This window comes from Tardiphaga sp. OK246 (assembly GCF_900188215.1).
GTDB lineage: Bacteria > Pseudomonadota > Alphaproteobacteria > Rhizobiales > Xanthobacteraceae > Tardiphaga > Tardiphaga robiniae.
Map to the genome: position 1 here is coordinate 58,938 of NZ_FZOX01000002.1, position 19,565 is coordinate 78,502.

At 62.5% G+C, this 19,565-nt stretch carries 20 protein-coding genes; 15 read left to right on the forward strand and 5 right to left on the reverse strand.

What is annotated here, in order from left to right:
- The first annotated feature begins 8 nt into the window (after positions 1-8).
- The gene (locus CHC01_RS07650) at positions 9-1,655 is read left to right on the forward strand and encodes an isovaleryl-CoA dehydrogenase (RefSeq protein WP_089263771.1); all 1,647 of its coding nucleotides are present in this window, start codon (positions 9-11) and stop codon (positions 1,653-1,655) included.
- Positions 1,652-2,446 carry a CPBP family intramembrane glutamic endopeptidase gene (locus CHC01_RS07655; RefSeq protein WP_244558265.1) on the forward strand — a complete coding sequence of 265 codons (795 nt, stop codon included), beginning with the start codon at positions 1,652-1,654 and terminating at the stop codon, positions 2,444-2,446. Before CHC01_RS07650 ends, CHC01_RS07655 begins: the two co-directional genes overlap by 4 nt.
- 62 nt (positions 2,447-2,508) lie before the next feature.
- Here CHC01_RS07655 and CHC01_RS07660 read toward each other — a convergent pair whose 3' ends face one another.
- The 3 genes from CHC01_RS07660 to CHC01_RS07670 are packed head-to-tail and all read right to left on the reverse strand — an operon-like array spanning position 2,509 to position 4,536.
- On the reverse strand, positions 2,509-3,435 hold the full coding sequence (locus tag CHC01_RS07660) for an AEC family transporter (RefSeq protein ID WP_089263772.1): 927 nt from the start codon (positions 3,433-3,435) through the stop codon (positions 2,509-2,511).
- Between the two features lie 4 nt (positions 3,436-3,439).
- Positions 3,440-3,931 (reverse strand): Holliday junction resolvase RuvX, encoded by a 492-nt coding sequence (gene ruvX, locus CHC01_RS07665; protein WP_089263773.1) that lies wholly within the window; start codon positions 3,929-3,931, stop codon positions 3,440-3,442.
- 47 nt (positions 3,932-3,978) lie between these two features.
- Positions 3,979-4,536 carry a GNAT family N-acetyltransferase gene (locus CHC01_RS07670; protein WP_089263774.1) on the reverse strand — a complete coding sequence of 186 codons (558 nt, stop codon included), beginning with the start codon at positions 4,534-4,536 and terminating at the stop codon, positions 3,979-3,981.
- 83 nt (positions 4,537-4,619) lie between these two features.
- Between CHC01_RS07670 and CHC01_RS07675 the strand changes: the two genes are divergently transcribed.
- The 7 genes from CHC01_RS07675 to CHC01_RS07705 all read left to right on the forward strand — a co-directional run bounded on the left by CHC01_RS07675 (position 4,620) and on the right by CHC01_RS07705 (position 11,028).
- On the forward strand, positions 4,620-4,844 hold the full coding sequence (locus CHC01_RS07675; RefSeq protein ID WP_068732430.1) for a hypothetical protein: 225 nt from the start codon (positions 4,620-4,622) through the stop codon (positions 4,842-4,844).
- A 148-nt stretch (positions 4,845-4,992) separates the two neighbouring features.
- Positions 4,993-6,069 (forward strand): NAD(P)H-dependent flavin oxidoreductase, encoded by a 1,077-nt coding sequence (locus tag CHC01_RS07680; RefSeq protein WP_089263775.1) that lies wholly within the window; start codon positions 4,993-4,995, stop codon positions 6,067-6,069.
- 90 nt (positions 6,070-6,159) lie between these two features.
- The gene (gatC, locus tag CHC01_RS07685; RefSeq protein ID WP_089263776.1) at positions 6,160-6,447 is read left to right on the forward strand and encodes an Asp-tRNA(Asn)/Glu-tRNA(Gln) amidotransferase subunit GatC; all 288 of its coding nucleotides are present in this window, start codon (positions 6,160-6,162) and stop codon (positions 6,445-6,447) included.
- A 31-nt stretch (positions 6,448-6,478) separates the two neighbouring features.
- Complete coding sequence (locus CHC01_RS07690) at positions 6,479-6,712, forward strand: hypothetical protein (protein WP_089263777.1); 234 nt, start codon at positions 6,479-6,481, stop codon at positions 6,710-6,712.
- Positions 6,713-8,191 (forward strand): Asp-tRNA(Asn)/Glu-tRNA(Gln) amidotransferase subunit GatA, encoded by a 1,479-nt coding sequence (gatA, locus tag CHC01_RS07695; protein ID WP_089263778.1) that lies wholly within the window; start codon positions 6,713-6,715, stop codon positions 8,189-8,191. It abuts the gene before it with no gap.
- A gap of 149 nt (positions 8,192-8,340) precedes the next feature.
- Positions 8,341-9,438 (forward strand): sensor histidine kinase, encoded by a 1,098-nt coding sequence (locus CHC01_RS07700; protein ID WP_089263779.1) that lies wholly within the window; start codon positions 8,341-8,343, stop codon positions 9,436-9,438.
- Between the two features lie 201 nt (positions 9,439-9,639).
- A complete protein-coding gene (locus CHC01_RS07705; RefSeq protein ID WP_176454526.1) occupies positions 9,640-11,028 on the forward strand; it encodes a patatin-like phospholipase family protein in 1,389 nt (462 codons plus the stop codon).
- A gap of 61 nt (positions 11,029-11,089) precedes the next feature.
- On the opposite strand, the gene CHC01_RS07710 is transcribed toward CHC01_RS07705, so the two are convergent.
- Positions 11,090-11,974, reverse strand: coding sequence for an aliphatic sulfonate ABC transporter substrate-binding protein (locus tag CHC01_RS07710; RefSeq protein WP_089263780.1), 885 nt, complete (start codon positions 11,972-11,974; stop codon positions 11,090-11,092).
- 127 nt (positions 11,975-12,101) lie between these two features.
- On the opposite strand from CHC01_RS07710, the gene CHC01_RS07715 reads away from it, so the two are divergent.
- The 5 genes from CHC01_RS07715 (at position 12,102) to CHC01_RS07735 (ending at position 18,509) form a co-directional block, all read left to right on the forward strand.
- A complete protein-coding gene (locus CHC01_RS07715) occupies positions 12,102-13,160 on the forward strand; it encodes an ABC transporter substrate-binding protein (RefSeq protein ID WP_176454527.1) in 1,059 nt (352 codons plus the stop codon).
- 15 nt (positions 13,161-13,175) lie between these two features.
- Positions 13,176-14,294 (forward strand): LLM class flavin-dependent oxidoreductase, encoded by a 1,119-nt coding sequence (locus tag CHC01_RS07720; protein WP_089263782.1) that lies wholly within the window; start codon positions 13,176-13,178, stop codon positions 14,292-14,294.
- A gap of 2 nt (positions 14,295-14,296) precedes the next feature.
- Positions 14,297-15,265: an aliphatic sulfonate ABC transporter substrate-binding protein gene (locus CHC01_RS07725; protein WP_089263783.1), complete on the forward strand. Its 969-nt coding sequence runs from the start codon at positions 14,297-14,299 to the stop codon at positions 15,263-15,265.
- A 95-nt stretch (positions 15,266-15,360) separates the two neighbouring features.
- Positions 15,361-16,845, forward strand: coding sequence for an Asp-tRNA(Asn)/Glu-tRNA(Gln) amidotransferase subunit GatB (gene gatB / locus CHC01_RS07730; RefSeq protein ID WP_089263784.1), 1,485 nt, complete (start codon positions 15,361-15,363; stop codon positions 16,843-16,845).
- 1,394 nt (positions 16,846-18,239) lie between these two features.
- Positions 18,240-18,509 carry a hypothetical protein gene (locus CHC01_RS07735; RefSeq protein ID WP_068732448.1) on the forward strand — a complete coding sequence of 90 codons (270 nt, stop codon included), beginning with the start codon at positions 18,240-18,242 and terminating at the stop codon, positions 18,507-18,509.
- Between the two features lie 65 nt (positions 18,510-18,574).
- On the opposite strand, the gene CHC01_RS07740 is transcribed toward CHC01_RS07735, so the two are convergent.
- Positions 18,575-18,967 carry an AprI/Inh family metalloprotease inhibitor gene (locus CHC01_RS07740; protein WP_089263785.1) on the reverse strand — a complete coding sequence of 131 codons (393 nt, stop codon included), beginning with the start codon at positions 18,965-18,967 and terminating at the stop codon, positions 18,575-18,577.
- Between the two features lie 151 nt (positions 18,968-19,118).
- Between CHC01_RS07740 and CHC01_RS07745 the strand changes: the two genes are divergently transcribed.
- A complete protein-coding gene (locus tag CHC01_RS07745) occupies positions 19,119-19,427 on the forward strand; it encodes a hypothetical protein (protein WP_141137059.1) in 309 nt (102 codons plus the stop codon).
- Positions 19,428-19,565: the final 138 nt, after the last annotated feature.

Here is a 19,565-nt window from a genome sequence, read left to right on the forward strand (position 1 = left end):
ACTGATTCATGACCGACGCCACCTCTGCCATTCATGCGGTGCTCAACCAGTCGCCTCCCTTCGAGGACGTCAATCTGTTCGAGCTGGACCGGCCGCTCGTGGAAGCGGTTGCGATGAATGAGGGCTCGTTCGCCTATGTCGACCACGCCGAATTCGGTCAGCTCTGGGGATCGGCAGAGATGGCGCAACGCGCGCGGCTGGCCAACGAGAATACGCCGAAGCTGCGGACTTTCGATGCGCGCGGCAACCGGCGTGATGAGGTCGAGTTTCATCCGGCCTATCACGAGCTGATGGCACAGAGCATTGCAGCGGGAATTCACAATTCGACATGGACGCGTGACGGCAAGTCCGCACGCGGCGCGTCCGAAGTGGCGCGCGCCGCAAAATTCTACATGGCGGCGCAGGTCGAGACCGGGCATCTATGCCCGATCACCATGACACGCGCTGCCGTCGGCGCGCTGGCGATGCAGCCGGATGTGCTGGCGCAGGTGATGCCGGTCATTGCCAGTCGCGATTACGATCCGAGCTTTGCGCCATGGTCGGCCAAACGTGGCATGACGCTGGGCATGGGCATGACCGAGCGGCAGGGCGGCACGGATGTGCGCAGCAACATGACGCGCGCCGTGCGCGACGGCGATGCGTATCGGATCAGCGGCCACAAATGGTTCATGTCGGCACCGATGTGCGACGCGTTTCTGGTGCTGGCGCAGGCTGATGACGGGTTGAGCTGTTTCTTCATGCCGCGGTTCCGGCCGGATGGTTCGCTCAATGCGCTGAATTTCCAGCGTCTGAAGGACAAGCTCGGCAATCGCTCCAATGCGTCGTCGGAAGTCGAGTTCAACGATGCCTATGCACTGCGCGTCGGAGACGAAGGCAAGGGCATCCGCACCATCATCCAGATGGTGCAGCTGACGCGGCAGGATTGCGCCACAGCATCCGCCGGTTTGATGCGCTCGGGCCTCGTTCATGCGCTGCATCACGCCAGGCATCGCAGCGTGTTCCAGAAACACCTCGCCGATCAGCCGATGATGCAAAGCGTGCTCGCCGACATGGCCCTGCATGTGGAGGCGTCGACCGCACTGGTGATGCGGCTGTGCCGCGCCTTCGATCTCGCGCCGGAGGATACGTCCGAGGCGGCCTATATGCGTTTCCTGACGCCGGTGGTGAAGTACTGGGTCTGCAAATCGGCGCCGGGCTTCCTCTATGAGGCGATGGAATGCATGGGCGGCAACGGCTATGTCGAGGAGGGCATTCTGGCGCGGCACTATCGTGAGGCGCCGGTCAATGCGATCTGGGAAGGCTCCGGCAATGTGATGTGCCTCGATGTGCTACGGGCGCTGTCGCGCGAAGGCGACGCATCGACCGCGGTGCTGCAGGATCTGATGCTGGAGACGCGCGGACTGCCCGGCGCGGCCGACACTGCGGCCTTTATCATTCGCACCTTGCTGCGGCCCGATAGCGAGCGTGTAGCGCGGCAAGCAGTGGAATCGCTGGCATTGCTGGCGGCCTGCGCCGCACTGAACATGGTGCATCCGCCCCATGCCGAACTGTTTGCGCGGACACGCCTCGATGGCGCGCGCAACGCGATCTACGGCACCGCTGAATTGACCGAAGCTCAGGGCCGGGGACTGCTCGACCGGGCGTTGCCGCAGTGAGTGCATTGGAGACGCCGATCGCTCCCGTCGCCCCCTCGGATCTGCCACCCGCGACAAAGCCGCCGCGTGTCTGGAAATTCTGGGGCACCAGCCTCTGGGGGCTGTTCGCTTTTGCAGCGATGTTCGTCGGTCAGCTGACCGTCGTCGCTTATTACCTGCTGATCAAGGATGCGCCACTCGACGCGACGCTGCTGATCAAGGCGATGAGCAGCGGTACGACCATCGCCGCGTCCGTTCTCATGGGGCTTCCGGCAGTGTGTCTGGCGCTGTGGCTGGCGACGCGCATGGCGCGGCAATCCTTCGCCGACTATCTGGGGTTACGCGGCACGTCCTGGAAAAACTATGTCATTGGCACGGTGGCGCTGATCGTGCTGGTCGGCGCCTGGGAGCTGGTCGCGAAGGGTATGGGGCGCGATTCCGCACCGACTTTCATGCTGGAAGTGCTGAAGTCGGCCCGCGCCGACGGCGCGCTGTGGCTGCTCGTGATCGCGTTCTGCGTCGGCGCGCCGATGACTGAAGAGTTCTTCGCGCGAGGCTTCCTCTATCGCGGCTGGTCGGAATCGTTCTTGCGGCCGTTTGGCGCCATCGTGGCATCATCGCTGGTCTGGACGGCGATGCATCTGCAGTACGATTGGTTCTTTTTCGTCGAGATTTTCACCATCGGCCTGCTGTTCGGCTATATGCGCTATCGCAGCCACTCGACATGGCTGACGATCTTTCTGCATGGCCTCAACAATCTGGCGGCGACTGTTCAGACGCTGCTCATCGCGAACGGTGTGATATCGCCCTAGAGCATGATCCCGAAAAGTGGGAACCGGTTTTCGGGCAAGATCATGCTCAAAAAAAGAAAAACCTATTCCGCCAGTGCAATGAAGATGGGCATGGTCAGGACCGCCAGCGTGGTTTGAATGGTCAGGATTTGCGCCAGGAGGGGCGCGTCGCCGCCCATCTGCCGCGCCAGAATATAGCCGTTCGATGCCGACGGCACCGACGCGCAGCAGACGACCACCGCGAGGTTGGCGCCGGACAGGCCGAAGGCGATGCCGAGGCCCATGGCAATCAGCGGCATCACGGCGAGTTTCAAGACGACCGTCAGTGCTGCAGCCATGCCGGGTCTGTGCAGGCCTTCGAGTTGAAGGCCCGCGCCGACAATGAGCAGACCCATCGCCAGAGAGCAGCGTCCGAGGGCATCGAGGAATTCGTGTGCGGGGCGCGGCACGGGCAATCCGGCGAGGTTGATCACGAGGCCGATCACGCAGGCCCAGATCAGCGGGTTCTTGGCGATGGTCAGCAGCAGCGCCGGCCACGCCATCCGCTGCGGTGAGGCGTAATGCGCCAGCACCCAGACCGCCAGAATATTCAGCAGCGGGATCATCGCTACCATGGCGACGGAGGCCAGTGTGATGCCGAGATCGCCCCACAGATTGCCGGCGACCGAGAGTGCCACGAAGGTCTGCCAACGCGTGGCGCCCTGAAATAGTGACGTAAATGCCGGCCCATCGAGGCCGATGGCCCGTGCCAGCAACGGACGCAGCGCCAGACACAGCGCGGACATCAGGATGACGGAGAGCAACAAGGCACCGCCGACACCTGCGATGGGCACCGACGCCAGATTGGCGCGCGCCAGTGTGTCGATGAGCAGGGCGGGGAACAGGACATAATAGACGAGCTGTTCCAGCCCGACCCATTCGATGTTCTGTTTCAGCAGCAGGCGCCGCAGCGCGTAGCCGAGCACGATGAGCAGGAAGACCGGGACGAGAGCGGCAAATACCGTCAGCATGGGGTCAGCGAATATCCGGCGTGCGCAGCAAGGCGGCGAGGCGATCTAGCGCGCCCTGAAGAATGAAGATCGCGGCATGTTCGTCGATGACCTTGGCGCGTTTGGCGCGGCTGACATCATTGGCAATCAGTTCGCGCTCGACCGCAGATGTGGAGAGCCGCTCGTCCCAGAAGGCGATCGGCAGTTCAGTCAGTTTCGAGAAGTTGCGGGCGAAGGCGCGTGTCGATTGCGCGCGCGGTCCCTCGCTGCCGTCCATATTGATGGGAAGACCAAGGACGAAGCCGCAGATATTTCGCTCAGCGGCAAGCTTGATCAGGCGTGCGGCATCCGCTTTGAAGGCAGTTCGCTCGACAGTCTCAATGCCGGTCGCGAGACGGCGATCGGGATCGGACACCGCGACACCAATGGTCTTGGTGCCGAGATCGAGACCGATCAGTGCGCCGCGGGCGGGCAGATGTGCGGCGGCTTCAACCAGGGGGAGGATGACTGCAGGCATGGTCCCGCATAACACGCGGAGCCATCAGATCAAACGCTGCGCCGCAATTATCGGGGTGGACGGCGGCTGCGCCATTCCTCGGCGGTCATTTCCCAGATTTCCGAGGGCCAACGGCCGGAGACGTAGTCGCGATCCTCGGTGGCGATCACGCGCATGCCGGACGTTTCCGAAATCCGGCGCGAAGCGGTGTTGGCGATGGCCTTGATGACGCGCAACACGGGCCGCTGCAGGGTGTCGAACCAGTAATCGGTCACGGCGTCGCTGGCCTCGGTCATCAGGCCTTGTCCGTGCCAGGCGGGATCGAGCCAGAAGCCGCGGTTGTCGTCGCCGCTGTCCCTGACATTGATCATACCGATCAGCTGATCCGGTGCGGTCTTCAGGCGGATCGACCAGTGCCATTCGGTACCAGCCTCGATGCCTGGCAGCACGACATCGCGCAGGAAAGTGAAGGCGCCGTCAGCCGGGTAGGGCCATGGCACGCGGCTGGCCAGGAAACGCACGACATCCATCTGCGGAAAGAGCCGTTGCACGGCATCGGAGTCACCCAGCACGAGTGGGCGCAGGATCAGTCTGGGCGTGATGAGTTCGGGAATGGCAGCGGTCATCGGTCGCGTTTCACATCGGTGGTGATTTGCGGCAAGGTAGCATCGTTCCCGCGTTTCTGCGTCTTACGTCACGAGCCCGATCTATGGACGCCCTCAGCCTGTTTGGATTGTTCGCGGTCAGCGCCATGCTGGTCTGCTACGCGCTGGAAGCACGCAGTCCGTGGTTCACGCTGGCCTTTGCCGGCGCCTGCGGGCTCGGATCGCTCTATGGCTTCCTGCAGGGCGCCTGGCCGTTCGGGCTGGTGGAGGCGATCTGGGCCGGCGTGGCGCTGCGCAAGTGGATGCTCATCCCCCGCGCAACCGCATAGCTCGCGCGGGCGCAGCCGTGTTAGCCTGAGCATGGCTCGGCAATGATGCGCGTGCCATTTCCTCACGTTTGTCTCAAGATCGTCGCTGCTTTGCCGCTGGATTCAGAGGCATTGCCGCAAGATTGTCGCAAGAATCCGGAGATCCCCCATGTGGCCCGACCGCCGACTGATCGACTTATTCGGCACCGAATTTCCCATCGTGCAGGCGCCAATGGCAGGTGTGCAGGATGCCGACATCATGATCGGCGCAGCGGAGGGCGGCGCGCTGGCCTCGTTGCCGTGCGCAATGATCTCGCCGGAGAAAGCCCGTGAGCAGATCAATATCGTGCGCCAGCGCGTCTCCGCGCCGGTCAACATGAATTACTTCTGCCATACGGCGGTGGACGCCGATCCGGCACGCGAGGCCAACTGGCGCCAGCGGCTGTCGTCCTATTACGCCGAATTCGGGCTCGATCCGAATGCAGACATCAATGCGGCCAACCGCGCGCCGTTCGATGAGGCGATGTGCGCGCTGGTGGAAGAGCTGAAGCCCGAAGTGGTCAGCTTTCACTTCGGCCTGCCGGACCCGGCGCTCTTGAAGCGCATCAAGGCAGCCGGCTGTCGGGTCATTGCCTCTGCAACCATCGTCAAGGAAGCCGTCTGGCTCGAAGAGCGCGGCGTGGATGCAGTCATCGCGCAGGGCGCGGAGGCCGGCGGTCATCGCGGCATGTTCCTGACCGAGGATATCGCTACGCAGCCCGGCCTGTTCGCGCTGCTGCCTCAGGTGGTGGATGCGGTGAAGGTGCCGGTGATCGCGGCCGGCGGTATCGCCGATGGGCGTGGAATTGCCGCAGCCTTTGCGCTCGGCGCGGCGGGGGTGCAGATCGGCACCGCCTATCTGCGTACGCCGGAATCGAAGGTAAGCGGGCCGGGCCGTGCAGCCCTGGCCGGGGCGTCGGATGCCGCCACCGTCATCACCAATGTCATGACCGGCCGTCCGGCCCGCGGTGTCGTCAATCGCGTGATGCGCGAGGTCGGGCCGGTCTCGCCCGATGCGCCGGCGTTCCCGCATTCGGCGACCGCGCTGGGGCCTCTGAAAGCCGCTGCCGAGAAGCTCGGACGGACCGATTTTACCAATCTCTGGGCCGGACAGTCGGTGGGAATGGGCAGCGAACGGCCTGCGGCAGAGCTGACACGGTCGCTGGCGGCGGCCGCATTGGCGCGGATGGCTGAATTGCGGGGCTAGGCGCCAAACAAGGCGGAGGCGTCCGCCGGTTGCGGCGCGAAACCTCCGTCTGCTATACGGCGGGCAGAATTCGCCCAGAGGCCCTATATAATGTCCGTCGATGCAGCCACTGTTCGCCGTATTGCGCATCTTGCGCGGATCGCGGTTACTGACGCTGAAGTTCTCCATCTGCAGGGCGAGCTGAACGCGATGCTGGCCTTTGTCGAGCAGTTGCAGGAAGTGAATGTCGACGGCGTCGAGCCGATGACCTCGGTGATGCCGATGGAGATGAAGAAGCGCGCCGATGTCGTCACTGACGGCGAGATCGTCGATGCGGTGACGGCGAATGCGCCGGAGTCGGAGGATCACTTCTTCCTGGTGCCGAAGGTCGTCGAGTAATCGAGCAAGAACCGTTTGGACGGAAACCGCCATGTGCCTGCTTTGCGACGATGAAAAGTCCTATCAGCTCTATATGGACTACCTCGACGAGATGGAGCGTCAGGGGAAGGTCAAGGACGTCGACGCGGCCATGGATGCCATCCTCGACAAGGTTCAGGCCGCACAGGAGACTGACGACAAGCTCCGCCGCAGCTCTTTCAAAAAAGATGCACCTGAAAACGACAAGACGCTCTCTCCCTTCTTTTGCAGCCCGGTCAATAAATAGATGACAGATCTGACGTCGCTGACACTCGCCGAGGCGCGTGACGGCCTTGCGACCAAATCCTTCACGTCAGTCGAACTGACCGATGCGCATCTCAAGGCGATGGAAGCCGCACGCGTGCTGAACGCCTATGTGCTGGAGACGCCGGATCAGGCGCGCGCCATGGCGCAGGCGGCCGACGCGAGACTCGCCAAGGGCGAGGGCGGCTGGCTTGGCGGCGTCCCGCTCGGGATCAAGGATCTGTTCGCGACCAAGGGCGTGCGCACAACCGCGTGTTCGAAGATCCTCGGCAATTTCGTGCCGCCTTACGAGTCGACTGTGACCGCACAGCTGTGGCGTGACGGGGCCGTGATGCTCGGCAAGCTGAACAATGATGAATTCGCCATGGGCTCGGCGAACGAGACGTCGTTTTTCGGTCCGGTGATCAATCCGTGGCGGCGCGACGGCTCCGACGTCAATCTGGTGCCCGGTGGCTCGTCCGGCGGTTCGGCATCGGCGGTCGCTGCAGGTCTGTGCCTCGGTGCCACCGCGACCGACACCGGCGGTTCGATCCGCCAGCCCGCGGCCTTCGCCGGCATTGTCGGCATGAAGCCGACCTATGGCCGCTGCTCGCGCTGGGGCACCGTCGCTTTCGCGTCCTCGCTCGATCAGGCCGGGCCGATTGCGCGCACCGTGCGCGACACTGCGATCCTGATGCGCTCGATGGCCGGCTACGATCCGAAGGACTCGACGTCCGTGGATCGCGACGTGCCGGACTACGAGGCGGCGATCGGCAAGTCCGTGAAGGGCATGAAGATCGGCATTCCCAAGGAATATCGCATCGACGGCATGCCGGGTGAGATCGAGAAGCTCTGGTCGGAAGGCGCTGCGCAGCTCAAGGCCGCCGGTGCCGAACTCGTCGACGTGTCGCTGCCGCACACCAAATACGCTCTGCCGGCCTATTACATCGTGGCGCCCGCCGAAGCCTCGTCGAACCTCGCGCGCTATGACGGCGTGCGTTACGGCCTGCGCGTACCCGGCCGCAGCATCAGCGACATGTATGAAAATACCCGCGCCGAAGGTTTTGGCGCGGAAGTGCGCCGCCGCGTCATGATCGGAACCTATGTCCTCTCGGCCGGCTATTACGACGCTTACTATCTCCGCGCGCAAAAAGTCCGCACGCTGATCAAGCGCGACTTCGAAGAATGCTTCGCCAAGGGCATCCATGCGATCCTGACGCCGGCGACACCGTCGGCCGCCTTCGGCATTGGTGAGAAGGGCGGCGCCGATCCGATCGAGATGTATCTCAACGACATCTTCACGGTGACGGTGAACATGGCCGGCCTGCCGGGCATCGCGGTTCCCGCCGGCAAGGATGCGCAGGGGCTGCCACTCGGATTGCAACTGATCGGTCGCCCGTTCGACGAGGAGACGTTGTTCTCGCTCGGCGAAACCATTGAGCAGGCATCGGGGCGTTTCACGCCGCCCAAGTGGTGGGCCTGACATCATCCGCCTGGAGTTCTTGTGTGGCGCGCGTTTTCTTGACGCGAGCCAGCTGCCACTCCGCTCAAGAACGCTTTAGGGTGTTGCGCGTTTGACATTGCGTTTTGCGGTGCACTTGGCCATGGTTTGCCTATGAGCATGGACCGTGCATGAGCACCGACGACGGGCTTCCGCCTTCCCAACAGGTCGATCAGATTCTGGGTTCCCCGAAGCTTGCGCAGGCGATCGAGAATGATCGCTACAAGCATCTGCTGGATCATGTTCCCGTTGCGCTCGCTATCTCGCGCGGGTTGGGCAGCGATCAGCAGGTTGTCTATATCAACAAGGCCTTCGAGCAACTGATGACAATGGCGCCGGCCGATGTCGAAGGCCAGAGCTGGACCTGTCTCGACGGCTTTCTCAACGAAGACAACCAGAGCCAGACGCTGGGCGAAGCGATCCGCGACGGCGAGGATTTCATCGGTGTTTTCCGTCCGTCGGTGCCGGTCGATCGGCTGGTGATCGTGCAGGCCTATGCCTCGGTGATCGAGAGTGACGACGGCGTCGAGAATTTCCGGATCGCCGCGCTGGTCGATGTCGGCGGCCGCGAGCGGGCGCAGATCGAGCAATTCGAGAACCAGATACGCGACCGCGACATGCTGATGCGCGAGCTGCAGCATCGGGTGAAGAACAATCTGCAGCTCATCACGGCGCTGGTGCGGCTCGAAGCCCGCTCGGCAGTAGAAGGCGAGGCTGTTGCGCTTGGCCGGCTGGCGAGCCGGATCGATGCGCTGACAGTACTGTACCGGACGCTGTCCGACGAGAATGCGACGCCCGAGATCGATCTTGGCCAGTATCTGTCGGACATCGCCAATGCCGTGATGGCTGCGAGCGCGACGGCGGATATCACGCTCGATCTGCAGGTTGGCTATTGCCCGATGTCGATCAATATCGCGATGCCGGCGGGACTGCTGGTCAACGAGATGCTGACCAATGCGCTGAAATACGCCTTCGTCGGCCGTGCCGGCGGTCAGATCAAACTGATCTGCAAGCTGGAAGGCGGCCTCGTCACGGTGGTTGTCGCCGATGACGGCATCGGCCTTGGCGAAGGACAGGACTGGCCGTCGCCGCGCAAGCTTGGGGCGCTGATCCTGCAGACGCTCAAAGAGAATGCGCCGAACGTGAAGTTCAACGCCGAGAGCATTCGCGGGCAGGGCAGCTGGTTCACGCTGGTATTCGATGCCGCGCCGGGCACGCAGCTGAACTGAGGATTGGCGCCGCGCCATTTGGCGCGCACCTTGTTTCACCATTCATTAGCCACGTTACTGGCGCGATTGGTGCCGGATCGTCAGTTTGCATCGAATTGCAATGCTTTACGGTAATATCTGATTGAGATTCCGGATTGGGGACCGTCCGGACACGGTCCGTGCCGTTTGGTGCGGCCGTCTTGTGGGATCGGTAGAGAAGTGATGAGTGCGTTGCGTTCCATCGGTGTCGTGGTCACGACCTGTGCGCTGCTGCTGGGCTGTACGTCGGTCTACAACCTTCCCGCCAACGTGCCGCTGGCCGGCGCCTCCCTCGATCCCAATCTCGACGCCGTTTTCAAGGATGCTGCCGAGCAGGACGACCTGCTGATCGGTTTTTCGTTCTCAGGCGGTGGCACGCGCGCTGCGGCGTTTTCGTTCGGTGTCCTGGAAGAACTGGGCAGCATCCGCATGCGCGGTGCATCCGACACCATGCTGGAGCGCATCGACTTTCTGTCCGGCGTCTCCGGCGGATCGGTGACCGCCGCCTATTTCGGCCTCAAGAAGCGCGCCGCGTTGTCGGACTTCCGTGAACGTTTCCTGCTGCAGAATGCCGAGGCCGGACTGACGACGCAGTTGTCGCTAGGTACTATCGGCCGTGCCTTGGGCGGCGGCATCAATGACTCCAAGGGCTTCACCAGTTGGCTCGACGCCAACCTGTTCCAGAATGCGACTTTTGGCAGCCTGCGAAATAGCGGTTCGCCACGGGTCTGGATCAACGCCTCGGATATCTATAACCGCGTGCCGTTCGTGTTCGACAACACGGCCTTCGCTGCGATCTGCAGCGATCTCAGCAAGTATCCGCTGTCGGGCGCCGTGGCTGCGTCGGCCGCGGTGCCGCTCGCCTTTGCGCCGGCCGTGGTGCAGGCTTTTCCCGGCACATGCAACGAGCCGCTGCCGCCTTGGGTCGCGCGCGCAGCCGCGAACCGCAATGCGTCGCCGATGTTGAGTGCCTATTCCAAGGCAGTGATGCGTTACCGCGACGGCGCGGTGCCCTACATCAAGCTGATGGATGGCGGGCTGGTCGACAACTACGGCGTCTCTGCGCTGACCATCGTACGCGAATCCTCCGAGACACCCTATGGCCCGATGACACCGCAGCAGGCGGTCCGGCTGCGCCGCGGGATATTCATGGTGGTGGATTCCAAAGTCGGTCTCTCCGGCAACTGGATCAATACGGTGGAAGGGCCTGAAGGCGTCGATCTGATCAAGGCTGCGGTGGACACCACTATGGATGCGAGCATCGGCTCCAGCTACACCGCATTCGACCGAACCATGAAGGACTGGCAATCGTCGCTGATCAAGTGGCGCTGCGGCTTGTCGGCGGCAGAGCGTGCCCGTTATGGCGCGCGGCCCGGCTGGCGCTGCACCGATCTGCAGCTCTTCGTCGGCCGGCTTGGGTTCGATCAGCTAGATCCGGCGCGTGCCGCAGTGCTCGAAGCCGTTCCGACGCGTTTCCAGCTGCCGCAGGGACAGGTCGATGACTTGATCCTGGCCGGTCGCGAGACGCTGCGTGCCAGCTCCGTGTTCAGGGCTTTCGCTTCGGGAATATAGCCGGCCTCCTAACGGATGCGACAAGCGGTTCTTACCCGCTCATGCGTTCCGGGATTGGATGTTACGCAGCGCGATCGAGATTAAGCGGGTGGCGATAGATTGCATCGCGAATATCGACCTTGCGTGGCAGCAGACCAAACCTGAAGAAAAGATCGGCTGCCTTCTGCTGCTCGGCGATGAACCTGTCGTCGACCTGATGGATGCCCCATGGGCGCTGTGCGATGTGCTTTTCCCATTCGGCGGCGTCGAGCGGCCCCCCGGCGACGCGTGCGAGGATCGCTGCAGCGTCTGCCGGATGCTGCGCAATCCAGCGATCCGTTTCGTGCAAGGCGCTCGCTGTGTCCGCAATAATGTTCGGATTATCATCGGCGAAATCGCGGCGTGCGAAAAACACCGACGGGTTGGTGACGAGATCGCCGGTGTTGGCGATGGCCCGGATCTCATCCGCGCCGCCACGAAGTCCTCCGCCTGAAACCCACGCATCGATGTCGCCAGCCAACAATGCCTGACGTGACTCCGGCTCGGTAAGATCAAGCGGCACAATATCGTTCCAGGTCAGGCCGGCACGGTCGAGCGCCGTTGCTAGCAGGGCCTGCAGCCACGAGCCGACACCGAGCGAGATCGTCTTGCCGGCGAGATCGGCAACCGTTTTCACCGGACTGTCCTTGCGAACATAGATGCCGCCGACTGCGCGCGCTTCTGATGCGGCGAAAGTAACGATCGGCACGCCTTTGGCCTGCGCGGCGATAGGCGGTGTCAGGCCGGTGCCGCCGATCTGGATCAGATTGGCGCCGACATATTCGACAGTGCGTGCGCCTGCCGCGATCTTCACCCATTCAACGCTTCCGCCGCGCGCCGAGATCCGTTTTTCGAGCAACCCGTTCTGGCTGAGCACAAGAAGAGACGGATTGTTGGCGTGGACGCCAATGCGAAGAACAAATGTCATTACATCTCTCCTGATAGCAGCGTGTTCATTTCAAACTACACTTCGACGCTCTTTTTCGGTCGTTCATCCATTGATGATGGTCTATCGAAGTTTCGCAACGCGCTCGATTTACTTACAGGAGATGCCGATGACTGTAACGACGGAACGTCTGGCAACGCGTGAGTTTGAAAAATCATCCTCCGTCAATGAGCTCTGGTACACGCGTTGTCCTGTGCCGACGGCGTCCGGCATAGCGCTTGATCTAGGGCTGCTGCGCGATGAATTCGCGACGTCCGGAATCGTACTTCGATCGATCCGCGATTCCGAAGATCCGCGCGTCAACATTTCGCATTTCGATCATTCGCTGCCCGGCCTGTTTCGCGAAGGCGGCAACATTCCCGCGATCTGGGCGCGGTCCGAAGGACGCGACACGGTAACCGTGGCGCTGACGTGGATAGATGAATACCAGGCCATCGTCGTTCGCGCGGATTCGGACATTCATTCTCTGGCCGACCTTCGCGGCAGAAGGATCGGTCTGCCGCGGCAAGACGGCCAACGCGTCGATTTCGCGCGCGCCATGTCGCTACGCGGCATCGAGACCGGTCTCGGGATTGCCGGGCTGCACCTCGCGGACAGCGAACTCGTCGATATCACCAGCGATCAGCCGACATTCGCCGTGGCGGCTGGCGTCGCCAATGGCCGCTTTCACGAGCTCGAAGCCGCCGCGCTCGCGCGCGGTGAGGTCGATGCCATTTATGTGAAGGGCGCGCCGGGGCTCGGAACCGTGGGGACGCATGGACTGCGGTCGCTGATCAATCTGGCGGAGCAGGACGATCCGTTGCTGCGCGTCAACAACGGCAATCCGCGGCCGGTGACGGTCGATCGGCGCACCGCGCTCGAGCGCCCGGATCTGGTGGCACGCTATCTCGCAGTGCTGTTGCGGGCATCGCACTGGGCACAGGGGCATCCGGCCGAGGTGTTCGACATCATCGGCAAGGAGGTCGGGCGCTCGGCCGACGAGGCGCGCGCGGCCTATGGATCGGCCGCGCCGCGAAGTTTCGGGCTCGATCTCTCGGATGTGAGGAAACGGGGCCTGGCAAGCCAGAAGGATTTCCTGCTGCGCCACGGCTTCATCGTCAGGGATTTCGACGTGGCCGGCTGGATCAACCCGGAGCCGCTCGCGCTCGCGCATGAGCTGCTCAAGTAAGGCTGGGAGGTTACGATGGAGATCTATTGGTACCTGATCCCGCAAGATGGCGCGTATCCCTGGAACGCCAAGGGCCGGCGCCCGGTCGATCATGACTATCTCGCGCAGATCGCACGCGCGGTCGATCAGCTCGGCTATACGGGCGCGCTGCTGGCGACCGGTGGCGGCGAGCATGATGCCTGGGTTCTGGGCGCGTCGCTGATCCCGCTCACCAAGCGCATGAAGTTCATCGTTGCCGTGCATCCGGGCATCGTCGCGCCGCTGATGCTGGCGCAGAAGGCGGCGACCTTCGACCAGTTTTCGGACGGCCGACTGATCCTCAACATGGTCACCGGCGAGCAGCACCAGATGCCGCCTTACGGCATCGAGCTCGCTCATGACGAACGCTACGCGCTCACCGACGAATACTGGGGCCTGTATCGCCGGCTGATGATGGGCGAGGTGGTCGATTTCCAGGGCAAGTACCTGAACCTGCGCAACGCCCAACTCAAATTGCCTGCGGTGCAGAAGCCGTATCCGCCACTGTTCTTCGGCGGTTCGTCGGAGCCCGCGCTGTCCGTCGCGGCGCGCCATGCCGACACCTATCTGACATGGGGCGAGCCGCCGCCCCAGGCTGCGGAGAAGATCAAGGTGGTGCGCGAGCGTGCCAGGGCGCTCGGTCGCAACGTGAAATTCGGCATCAGGATCAATCTGATCGTCCGCGAGACGAAGCAGGAAGCCTGGGACGCTGCACAGTGGCTGCTTGATCGCATGGACGACACTGCGGTGCAGGGCGCCCAGGCGCGCAATGCCGCCTCCGACTCCGTCGGCCAGCGCCGGATGCGAGAGATTGTCGGCACGCGGAAGCCTAAACACGCGCAGGAGCTGGAGATCTATCCGGATATCTGGGCCGGCTTCGGACTGGTGCGGAACGGGCCGGGCACCGCCATCGTCGGAGATCCGGAAACGGTCGCGGCACGCATCCTGGAATATCGCGATGTCGGTTTCGACACTTTCATCGTCTCTGGCCAGCCTCTGCTCGAGGAAACCTACCGCGTGGCGGACCTGCTGCTGCCGCTGCTTCCTTTCGATCGTGGTGACCGGCGACAAACGGCACATCCGATCGGTCCTTTCTTCAACGCTGCACGAGGTTGACGATGTTGCGCTCTACTTTCCTGCGGGCGGCTGTCGCCGCGTTTCTGATCGGGCTTGCCTCCACGTCAGCGAGCGTGGCCGCATCTCCGGCGACGCCGGTGACAGTTCGGCTCGGCTTCCTGCGCGGACCTGAACCGCTGTCGATCAGCCGCCTGCGCGGCACGCTGGAGAAGCGTCTGGCGGCCAGGAACGTCAAGGTTGCCTGGGTCGGGCCGTTCATCGCCTATGCGCCGGCGGCGGAAGCCTTGAATGCCAATGCGATCGACATCACGATCGGAAGTTCAAGCGCGGCAATCTCGTCGCTGGTCGGCACCGCACCGATTTCGCTCTTTGCCTATCAGTGGGATGCCGGGGATTCCTCGGGCATCGTGGTGAGGAACGGGGCGGACATCAAGACCGTCGCGGATCTCGCCGGCCGCTCGGTGGCAGTCAATCGTGGCGGCACCGGCGACTATCAACTGACCAAGGCCCTGGAAAAGGCGGGTGTGCCGTCCTCGGGGGTCAAGCGCGCTTTCCTCAGCCCGGTGGATTCCGCTGCCGCCTTCGCCAACGGCCATGTGGACGCATGGTCAGCCTGGAGCATCTTCTTTCCGACCGCGCTGGTCGACGGGGATGCCCGCGTGATTGCGCAGGCGAGCGATTTCGGTTCGCAGAACGCTGTTGTCTATGTCGTGCGGACGCCGTTTGCCGCGGAGCATCCGGATATTCTGAAGGATGTCCTGGAGGATCTGCGGGAGTCGGCGCGGTGGGCTCAGCAGAATCGCGAGGAAGCCGCGCGCCTGTGGGTGCAGGAGCTGAAGCTCAGCCCCGCGGTCGCCACCCGGGTGGCAAATTACCGGAACGACGAACCCGTTCCCGTCGGCGAGAAGGAACTGGTGGCGCTGGAGAGCCTGAATGACTGGCTGGTGGGCAGCAAGCTGCTGCCGAAGCCTGCGGCAATCAAGGATCACGTCATCGCCGTGGCCCGCTGACGCTCGAAAGACCGGCCCGGTCGTGCCGTGGCAATGCTGCGGGAACGCGCGAGGAGGGGTTTTCCCGCGCCTCGTGTCGCGGTAGAAACCGCTCCATGAACGCACCTGTCAAACCTTCGAAGCTCATCAAGGGCGCCACCGGCGACTGGGAAATGGTCATCGGTCTGGAAATCCACGCCCAGGTCAATTCTCACGCCAAGCTGTTCTCCGGCTCGTCCACGGAGTTCGGCGGATCGCCGAACAGCCATGTCTCGCTGGTCGATGCGGCCATGCCGGGCATGCTGCCGGTCATCAACGAGGAATGCGTGAAGCAGGCGGTCCGTACCGGGCTCGGCCTGAAAGCGCAGATCAACCGGCGCTCGATCTTCGATCGCAAGAACTACTTCTTTCCGGACCTGCCGCAGGGCTACCAGATCAGCCAGTACAAGTCGCCGATCGTCGGCGAGGGCGAGGTCACGATCGAACTGGCCGACGGCGAGACCGCCACCGTCGGCATCGAGCGGCTACATCTGGAGCAGGACGCCGGCAAGATGCTGCACGACCAGAGCCCGACGCAGACCTTCGTCGATCTCAACCGGTCCGGCGTGGCGCTGATGGAGATCGTCTCCAAGCCCGACATGCGCTCCTCGGAACAGGCGCAGGCCCTTGTCAGCAAGCTGCGCACCATCCTGCGCTATCTCGGCACCTGCGACGGCGACATGGAGAAGGGTAATCTGCGCGCCGACTGCAACGTCTCGGTCCGCCGGCCAGGCGAACCGTTCGGCACCCGCTGCGAGATCAAGAACGTCAATTCGATCCGCTTCATCGGCCAGGCCATCGACTACGAGGCGCGGCGCCAGATCGCCGTCATCGAGGACGGCGGGGTGATCGAGCAGGAGACGCGGCTCTACGACCCCAACAAGGGCGAGACGCGGTCGATGCGCTCCAAGGAAGACGCGCATGACTACCGCTATTTCCCGGATCCGGATCTGCTGCCGCTGGAATTCAGCGAAGAATACGTCGCAGCGCTGAAAGCCGAACTGCCGGAACTGCCGGACGAGAAGAAGGCGCGGTTCATCAGCGCGTTTGGCCTGTCAGCCTATGACGCCGCCGTGCTGGTGGCCGAGCGCGAGAGTGCTGAGTTCTTCGAGACGACGCTCGCCGGGCTTGCCGACAAAGCACGCGACGGCAAGCTCGCCGCCAACTGGGTGATCAATGAACTGTTCGGGCGCCTCAACAAGGAAGGCCAGGACATTGCGTCGTCGCCGGTGTCGGCGGCACAGATGGCTGCCATCATCGACCTGATCGGGGCAGGCGTGATCTCCGGCAAGATCGCCAAGGACCTGTTCGAAATCGTCTGGACGGAAGGCGGTGACCCGCGCGCGCTCGTCGAAGAGCGCGGCATGAAGCAGGTGACGGACACCGGCGCGATCGAGAAGGTGGTCGACGACATCATCGCAGCCAATCCCGACAAGGTCGCACAGGCGCAGGCCAAGCCGGCGCTGATGGGCTGGTTCGTCGGCCAGGTGATGAAATCATCTGGCGGCAAAGCCAATCCGCAGGTCGTCAACGACATCCTCAAGAGCAAACTCGGGATCTGACAATTACCCTTTCGATGACCGCGGCGCCGCCTTGAGCGGCGCCGTTTTCGTTTCAGCGGACCGCGTTGGCGCGTCGTAACGTGGGCGATGAACGGTCGCGCGCGCGGAATTAGATCGCGAATCGGCATGCCGTCAGTCGACAGAAAGTGCGGTTGTGGCCAGCACCGATAAGTCGCGAACGCGTTTTCCCGAAAAATATTTTCATTGCCAAAAATACCGACTCAGAGTCCGCAGCACCTGTTTTGAGTGCCCCGACTCACGTCTGGGAGCGGCAAAAGTTTGTGTAGTTGTTTGGTAGTACGAATCGCGGGCGCTCGGAAAAAATAAGCACTTTCTGCAATCTTGACATTTGTGGACGCAGCGTTTCCGGGCGTTTCTCGCGCCGCCCCGCATGCCGGATTTCAAGTTGTGACTGAGCCCGTGGGGGAAGTGGCGCGTTGCGCTCATCAACACTTCCTTAAGCGAGAGACTGTTCTTTTGAAATCGTTGGTGTATTCGGGATGAAGTGCATTTCGATTCCCGAGTGCACGCAGCGATCAAGTCATCTCTTTATGGAGGGCAACATGGCCAAGAAAGCTACGAAGAAGGCAGTCAAGAAGACCGTCAAGAAGGCAGCGAAGAGCGCTGTGAAGAAGACCGCGAAGAAGACCAAGAAGGTCGCCAAGAAGAAGTAACTTCTTCTGCCACGATCGACGCCGGTGGCAACGCCGGCGACGTCACGAGAGCCTCGACGACAATTTGCTTCTCGAAGCGGATATTGATCGCAGCTCTGGTCGACGAAAGAGGGTGTCGGCGAGACATCAGGTCAAACGGCTGGACCGTCACTCCGGGGCAGGGCTTGCTCTTCCCGCGAGCCGGTCCGGCAAAGAAGCCGGTCATTCCGTGATTGGCGTTCTTTATTCGGTGCGGATCATTGGTCCGCAGTTTCATCGGTGGCTCCGGCCACATGAGATATGATCCTGACGTGTTGCCGACGCCCTCGTTTTTGCCGGTGCGGTTCATCCCCGGCGCTTTGAATGTCCCGATCCCGAATAGCTTTTGATCTGCTCGCTGTGACGTATCTCGCATTGGCGTCGTGGCATGCGCGGAGCAGGCCTTTTAATATCCCTGGTCGCCGACGCTGCCGAGATGGTTACGGCATCCCCAAACAGCAGGGTAAACCGAATTCCGCGAAAATGCAGAAAACCCGCATAAATGCTGGGTTTTTGGCGGCGTATGAGCCGGTTTCGGCTTCGGCTCTTCAGATTTCGTTCATCCCGATACTTAAACTGCTCTTCAAATTTGATCGGTCATATTGATCCCAACAAGCCGGCAAACGGCGGTTGGGATTGCATCAAATAACGGACAGGAGCCGCGCTCGGTTGGGGGCGGCAAAACTAAAAAAGGAATGACCGATGTTTCAGGGGCAGATCGATTTTGAAGCTGCGATGCCGATCGCAGAGACCGCCATCCAGGACGTGCTGTTCGAGCGCGGTCTGTACTGGGCGTCGGGTCGCTCGGGGATCGTTGACCTCGTCGCCGCCCACAAGTGGTTCAACCTCGCTGCCCTCAAGGGCCGGGTCGACGCCATCCCGATGCGCCGCGAAGTCGCCGAGATGATGTCGGATGTCGAAATCGCTGCCGCGCAGCGCGATGCCCGCGCCTGGTTGTCGACGGTTCACTAAGCCGACTGCGTGTTTTCGCGGTGGTTCGGCAGGCGCGATGCCGGCCGGGGCAGCGCGATGAGCCGCTACTTCTTGACGATGGTGAAGATGCCGTCGGTCTCCGGCTCCGCCACATAGCGGTTGTCCGGCGTCGAGAAGCGGATGCGCAGTTTGCGGGTCGCGTCGGCAAAGCCGATCGTCCAACCCTCATAGAGCCGCCACGCCGCGATTTCGTCCATGACGGGGAAAGTCCTGGCGCAGTCCTTGGCCACGTCGATCTGTGAGCCGCCGATAGTGCTTTCGCTCTTCAAAACGACGCGGCAGCGTTTCCTGCCCTTGGCGTCCTGGAGTTCCCAGGTCCCGTAGATATCCCTGAGCAGCGCCGGATCGACCTCCTTGAGATCCATCAGCTTGAGGGCCTGGCCCGAGGCGGCAGATGCGATCGCCATCGCGACGGCCATCACGGCAGCCCATTTCATATCGCGCACTCCCTCGCATGTTTCCAAATGTACCGTAGCCACGTCACGGCCTTGTTACGAGCATCACGGTTGTAACGGGCATGTGCGCCCCAATGTCTGTCTCGTCGCTTGCAACGAGGCCGAGAGGCCGCGCAACAAAAAGGACAATGCCATGTCGACGAAGAAACTCACGCTCCCATCGATCATCCGCGCCAGCGGCCTTGCGAGTCTGGTGGTTATTGCCGTTGGCGCAGCCCAGCCTGCAGTTGCTGCATCGGCGCCCGCATATCCGCAATCGATCAGCGCGCCCGCGGCTGTCACATCCACCGATATCAGTGCGGCACGCAAGAACCGGCAGGTGAGGCGCGCATCTCCGCGTGATGCCTATGGCAGCTATGTCGGCGGGGCAGGCGGGGTATCGCAGTCCTATCCCGGCTACGGCTATGGCGTTGGAGACAATTCGCGGAATCAGACCTGGTAGATCCGTCATCCAAGTGTGACGACTCGGCGGCGACCGGAAGCGTCGTCCCGGGAGGGCGTGCACGTGACAGCACCGCTGTCAATTCTCGTCCTCAGCGGCTGTTGCAAGCCATCCGACGATGCAGCAACGTGTGTTTGC

Coding starts and splice junctions, on each gene's coding strand:
- CHC01_RS07650 (WP_089263771.1), top strand. CDS start 9: ATGACCGACGCCACCTCTGCCATTCATGCGGTGCTCAACCAGTCGCCT.
- CHC01_RS07660 (WP_089263772.1), bottom strand. CDS start 3,435: ATGCTGACGGTATTTGCCGCTCTCGTCCCGGTCTTCCTGCTCATCGTG.
- ruvX (WP_089263773.1), bottom strand. CDS start 3,931: ATGCCTGCAGTCATCCTCCCCCTGGTTGAAGCCGCCGCACATCTGCCC.
- CHC01_RS07670 (WP_089263774.1), bottom strand. CDS start 4,536: ATGACCGCTGCCATTCCCGAACTCATCACGCCCAGACTGATCCTGCGC.
- CHC01_RS07675 (WP_068732430.1), top strand. CDS start 4,620: ATGGACGCCCTCAGCCTGTTTGGATTGTTCGCGGTCAGCGCCATGCTG.
- CHC01_RS07680 (WP_089263775.1), top strand. CDS start 4,993: ATGTGGCCCGACCGCCGACTGATCGACTTATTCGGCACCGAATTTCCC.
- gatC (WP_089263776.1), top strand. CDS start 6,160: ATGTCCGTCGATGCAGCCACTGTTCGCCGTATTGCGCATCTTGCGCGG.
- CHC01_RS07690 (WP_089263777.1), top strand. CDS start 6,479: ATGTGCCTGCTTTGCGACGATGAAAAGTCCTATCAGCTCTATATGGAC.
- gatA (WP_089263778.1), top strand. CDS start 6,713: ATGACAGATCTGACGTCGCTGACACTCGCCGAGGCGCGTGACGGCCTT.
- CHC01_RS07700 (WP_089263779.1), top strand. CDS start 8,341: ATGAGCACCGACGACGGGCTTCCGCCTTCCCAACAGGTCGATCAGATT.
- CHC01_RS07705 (WP_176454526.1), top strand. CDS start 9,640: ATGAGTGCGTTGCGTTCCATCGGTGTCGTGGTCACGACCTGTGCGCTG.
- CHC01_RS07710 (WP_089263780.1), bottom strand. CDS start 11,974: ATGACATTTGTTCTTCGCATTGGCGTCCACGCCAACAATCCGTCTCTT.
- CHC01_RS07715 (WP_176454527.1), top strand. CDS start 12,102: ATGACTGTAACGACGGAACGTCTGGCAACGCGTGAGTTTGAAAAATCA.
- CHC01_RS07720 (WP_089263782.1), top strand. CDS start 13,176: ATGGAGATCTATTGGTACCTGATCCCGCAAGATGGCGCGTATCCCTGG.
- CHC01_RS07725 (WP_089263783.1), top strand. CDS start 14,297: ATGTTGCGCTCTACTTTCCTGCGGGCGGCTGTCGCCGCGTTTCTGATC.
- gatB (WP_089263784.1), top strand. CDS start 15,361: ATGAACGCACCTGTCAAACCTTCGAAGCTCATCAAGGGCGCCACCGGC.
- CHC01_RS07735 (WP_068732448.1), top strand. CDS start 18,240: ATGTTTCAGGGGCAGATCGATTTTGAAGCTGCGATGCCGATCGCAGAG.
- CHC01_RS07740 (WP_089263785.1), bottom strand. CDS start 18,967: ATGAAATGGGCTGCCGTGATGGCCGTCGCGATGGCGATCGCATCTGCC.
- CHC01_RS07745 (WP_141137059.1), top strand. CDS start 19,119: ATGTCGACGAAGAAACTCACGCTCCCATCGATCATCCGCGCCAGCGGC.